4 protein-coding genes are annotated in these 5,000 nt (G+C 70.5%); 3 read left to right on the top strand and 1 reads right to left on the bottom strand.

Translation table 11 applies throughout. The annotated features are described in order from the left end of the window. Positions 1 to 371: 371 nt before the first annotated feature. The 3 genes from AB0M20_RS26870 (at position 372) to AB0M20_RS26860 (ending at position 4,075) form a co-directional block, all read left to right on the top strand. Positions 372 to 3,356 (top strand): discoidin domain-containing protein, encoded by a 2,985-nt coding sequence (locus tag AB0M20_RS26870; RefSeq protein ID WP_364302786.1) that lies wholly within the window; start codon positions 372 to 374, stop codon positions 3,354 to 3,356. A 90-nt stretch (positions 3,357 to 3,446) separates the two neighbouring features. Further along, positions 3,447 to 3,692, top strand: a complete 246-nt coding sequence (locus AB0M20_RS26865) for a type II toxin-antitoxin system prevent-host-death family antitoxin (protein WP_364302784.1) — start codon at positions 3,447 to 3,449, stop codon at positions 3,690 to 3,692. Further along, on the top strand, positions 3,692 to 4,075 hold the full coding sequence (locus tag AB0M20_RS26860; RefSeq protein ID WP_364302782.1) for a type II toxin-antitoxin system VapC family toxin: 384 nt from the start codon (positions 3,692 to 3,694) through the stop codon (positions 4,073 to 4,075). The genes AB0M20_RS26865 and AB0M20_RS26860 overlap by 1 nt, the downstream gene beginning before the upstream one ends. On the opposite strand, the gene AB0M20_RS26855 is transcribed toward AB0M20_RS26860, so the two are convergent. After that, on the bottom strand, positions 4,056 to 5,000 hold a 945-nt coding region (locus tag AB0M20_RS26855; protein ID WP_364302779.1), incomplete at its 5' end, for a hypothetical protein. The two genes, AB0M20_RS26860 and AB0M20_RS26855, sit on opposite strands and share 20 nt — an antisense overlap.

The following is a 5,000-nucleotide window of genomic DNA, read 5'->3' as shown; positions in this document are numbered from 1 at the left end:
CTCAGCCACTCGCCGGCGGCCCGAAAGCGTGGCTGAGCTACCACTTTCGCTCGCGGACCGGCGCGCCGGTCGTCGGACCCCGCCCACCGACGGGTTGAACGGGCCGCACTCGGCCGGCGTCGCAGCGAGGGCGGCATGGCTGCGTCACGGAAGCGTTCCGGACCGCACTCGGCCGACGTCGCAACGAGGACGGCATGGCTGCGGCCGCAGGAGACGCCTGGAGAGCGCTTTCCGACAGTCGCGGAGCGACGGGTGTTAGCGCCTGGTTTGCGTGCATAACAGAAATCCAGGTATTGACATGGACGAAAGCCGGGCGTAACACTTCGGCCATCCTGGAGAGCGCTTTCCCTCAAGCAGTCAGGAGTCTCCCCGTGTCCCCGCGCCGACTCGTTCCCCTTGTCGCGTTGGCGGTCGTGCTCGCGTACCTCGGTCTTCCCCTGACCGGCGCGCAGGCCGCCGACACCCTCCTCTCCCAGAACAAACCCGTCACCGCCTCGTCCGCCGAAGGCGACGGGTGGGCCGCCACCTACGCCGTCGACGGCAACACCGGCACCCGCTGGTCCAGCCAGTTCAGCGACCCGCAGTGGATCCGCGTCGACCTCGGCGCCACCGCGACGATCACTCAGGTCGTGCTGCGCTGGGAGGCCGCCTTCGGGCGGGCGTACCAGATCCAGACCTCACCGGACGGCAGCGCCTGGACCACCGTCCACACCGTCACCAACGGCGCCGGCGGCACCGAGACGCTCAATCTCACCGGCAGCGGCCGCTACGTCCGGATGAACGGCACGGCCCGCGGCACCGGATACGGCTACTCGCTTTGGGAGTTCCAGGTCTACGGCACGATCGGCGGCGGCAACCCCGACCCGGATCCCGAGCCCGAGCCGGGCTGGACGCAGGTGTGGACCGACGGCTTCGACGGGCCGGCCGGCACCTCACCGAGCACGGCCAACTGGCTGCTGCGCACCGGCACGCAATATCCGGGCGGCGCGGCCAACTGGGGCACCGGGTCGGTCGAGACGGCCACCACCTCGACCGCCAACGTCTCGCTCGACGGCGCCGGAAAGCTCAGCATCAGGGCGAACCGCGACGGCGCCGGCAACTGGACCTCCGGCCGGCTAGAGACGCAGCGCGCCGACTTCACCCCGCAGCCGGGCGAGATGCTGAAGTTCGCCGCGGTGCTCAAGCAGCCCGATGTGGCCAACGGGCTCGGATACTGGCCGGCGTTCCGGGCCACCGGCGCGGCCTTCCGCGGCAACTTCACCAACTGGCCGGGCGTCGGCGAGACCGACATCATGGTCGACGTCAACGGGCGTGGTCAGCTGGCGCAGACGCTGCACTGCGGGACGGCTCCGGACGGGCCGTGCGCCGAGTACAACGGCCGGACCAGCGGGCTCGCCTCCTGCACCGGCTGCAAGACCGGCTACCACGAGTTCAGCCAGGTGATCGACCGGACGAAGACCGACGAGGAGATCCGGTTCTACCTGGACGGCCGGCAGACGTGGGTGGTCCGGGAGTCGCAGGTCGGCGTGACCGCGTGGCGGGCGGCCGTGCAGCACGGCTTCTACCTGCGGCTGGACCTGGCCGTCGGCGGCTCGCTGCCGAACGCGATCGCGGGCCGGACGACCCCCGTCGCCGAGACCACCAGCGGCGGCGTGCTCAGCGTCGACTCGGTCACCGTCTCGAGGAGCACCGGCGCCACACCGGCCGCGATGACCGATCCGGCCACCCCGGCCGGCCCCAGCACCGTGCGCGTCACCGGCACCCAGGGCAACTGGCAGCTGCAGGTCAACGGCAGTCCCTACGAGGTCAAGGGCATCACGTACGGGCCACCGCAGGCGGCCGCCGACGGCTACATGCGCGACCTGAGGAACATGGGCGTCAACACGATCCGCACCTGGGGCGTGGACGACGCGAACACCCCGACCCTGCTCGACCGGGCCGCGCAGCAGGGCATCAAGGTGATCGTCGGGCACTGGCTGAACCAGGGTGCGGACTACGTCAACGACACCGCGTACAAGAACGCGGCCAAGGCGGAGATCGTGGCCCGGGTCAACGCGCTGAAGAACCGGCAGGGCGTGCTGATGTGGGACGTCGGCAACGAGGTGATCCTGACGATGCAGGACCACGGGCTGGCGGCCGACGTGGTGGAGGCGCGTCGGGTCGCGTACGCGCGGTTCGTCAACGAGGTCGCCGTGGCGATCCACGCCGCTGACCCGAACCACCCGGTCACCTCGACCGACGCGTACACCCAGGCCTGGACGTACTACCGGCAGTACTCCCCCGCGCTCGACCTGCTGGCCGTCAACTCCTACGGCGCGATCGACACGGTCAAGCGGGACTGGATCGCCGGCGGTTACACCAAGCCGTACGTGCTGACCGAGGGTGGCCCGGACGGCGAGTGGGAGGTGCCGAACGACGCCAACGGCGTGCCGACCGAGCCGACGGACCTGCAGAAGCGGCAGGGCTACACGGACAGCTGGAACGCGATCAAGTCGCATCCCGGCGTGGCGCTCGGCGCGACCGAGTTCCACTACGGACTGGAGAACGACTTCGGCGGCGTGTGGCTCAACACGACCACCGGCGGGTGGCGGCGGCTCGGCTATCACGCGCTGCGGCAGGCCTACACCGGGCAGGCGTCGGCGAACACGCCGCCGGAGATCACGGCGATGACGGTCAGCTCGCCCGCCGCGGTGCCGGCCGGCGGCACGTTCACGGTGGGCGTCACCGCGAGCGACCCGCAGAACGACCTGATCCGCTACAACCTGATGGCCAGCGACAAGCACATCACCGGCAACACCGGGCTGACCAACCTGACCTTCACCCAGAACGGCACGTCGTTCTCGGTGCGGGCGCCGGAGAAGCTGGGCGTCTGGAAGGTGTACGTGTACGCGTTCGACGGCCACGGCAATGTGGGCATCGAGCAGCGGTCGTTCCGGGTGGTCCCGCCGACGGTGGCGGGCACCAACCTGTCCGCCGGCCGCCCGGCGACCGCGTCGTCGTACCAGCCGACGGGCACGAACGGGCCGCAGCTGCCGTCGTACGCGGTGGACTCGAACTACGGCACCCGGTGGGCCTCGGAGTGGCTGGATACCGCCTGGTTGCAGGTCGACCTCGGCTCGGTGCAGTCGTTCAACCACGTGCAGCTGGCGTGGGAGGACGCGTACGCGCGGTCGTACCAGATCCAGACCTCCACCGACGGCAACAGCTGGACCACGGTGTACGCGACCACGAGCGGCGACGGCGGCTTCGACAGCCTGAACGTCTCGGGCAGCGGCCGCTACGTCCGGGTCAACGGCACCACCCGGGCGACGGCCTACGGCTACTCCCTCTGGGAGATGGGCGTCTACCGGACCTGACAAGATGCCGGGCGGAGGGGTGCGCGGATGAGCGCCGCGCACCCCTCCGCCCGCACAAGACGGCTGTAGCACATGTGCTACCGTGGCGGCATGAGTGAAGTGGGCCTACGCGAGATGCGTCAGCACGCAAGCGAACTCGTCAGGCGCGCAGAGGCCGGCGAACGATTGACGATCACCGTTGCCGGTCGTCCCGCCGCTGTGCTGGGCCCGGCCGGGTCCCGCTTCTGGCGGCAGTGGGAAGAGATCTCCTCGATCTTCGATTCCCCGACCGACCCGACTTGGACTGAGGACCGCGAACTCATCGACGGATCCATCGTCGATCCCTGGGAGAAGTAGTGCCGCGGGGCATCCTCGACACCAGCGTGCTGATCGCCGATGACATCACTCCCATCCCTGGCGAGCTCGCCATCAGCGTCATCAGCGTCGCCGAGCTCCAGTTCGGCGTGCTGGTGGCGAAGAACCCACAGACCCAGGCCAACAGGCTCGCCCGGTTGAGTGCCGTTCAGCGCAGATTCGATCCGCTCCCGGTGGACGAGGCAGTAGCGGACAGCTATGCGAGACTCGCGGCAGCTGTCGTACACGCCGGCCGCAAGCCACAGGCGCGCAGCATGGACCTGCTCATCGCCGCGACCGCCCACGCCCACAACGCCGTCGTCTACACCAGAAATGCTGACGATCTGGCCGGGTTGGACGAGCTCATCACCGTTGTTTCGTTGTGAGTGTGTACATCCGGCCTAGGTGATCGAGGGTGCCGGCGCGTAGCTGCGGGTCGCGGCCGCTGCGTGCTCCGCGGCCAGGTCGTCGCGGCCGATGCTCGCGGCCAGCTTCGCGACCACCGCATGGGTCGAGCCGTAACACGAGGCGCCGGTGCCGATGACCAGCCACTGGTGGGCGAACGGCAGGATCCGCTCCAGCGTCGTCTCCGTGTCGGGCGTGCCCAGCTCGGCCGCGACCAGCTCCCAGATCGGCAGCAGGAAGTCGGCGGTCCAGTCGTCCGGCACCTCCGTGGGCGAGCAGGTCGGTGTCGCCGATGCGGCGGGCCATCTCGACCGCCTGCCGCGCGTACTCCCGGCCCTCGGCCCGCCGCGGGCCGTAGTACAGCTCGAGGCCCAGCGTGCCGAGCAGCCCGGCCCGCTGCGCGTCGGTCAGGGTCTCGCCGGCCAGCAGCTTCGACAGCCGGTCCACCATGGCCTGGTCCACCACGCCGCACGGCCGCCAGTTCCACACCGTGATGCCGCCGAAGACGGTGGCCGCCCGGATCACCGCCGGGGTGTCGCCGGCGCGGGTGGCGGCGGTGATCGCCTCCTCAAGGATCTCCCGGGCGCCCTCGGTGTCGCCGGTCAGCCGGCGCGCCCGGCCCAGCTCGATCAGCAGCGGATACCGGGGGCCGGTGGTGGCCGCGAGGGCCTGCTCCCAGAACTCGACGGCGCGTTCGTGGGCGTGCTGCGCGGTGGCTTGCTCGGCGGCCATGGTGGCGTACCGGACCGCCCGGTCCGCGCCGCCGATCCGCGCGGACAGTCCGAAGTGGTGGGTGAGTCGGGCGACGCCCTCGGGTGTGGCCGCGCCACCGAGACCCTCCAGCGCCTCGCCCACTCGCAGGTGCGGCCGGGCGCGTTCCAGGCGGGTCAGCCCGGCGTAGAGCGC

Origin of the sequence: Actinoplanes sp. NPDC051633, assembly GCF_040681735.1 — a bacterium.
In the GTDB taxonomy this organism is placed as follows: domain Bacteria; phylum Actinomycetota; class Actinomycetes; order Mycobacteriales; family Micromonosporaceae; genus Actinoplanes.
This window is presented reverse-complemented; position numbering and strand designations above follow the sequence as displayed.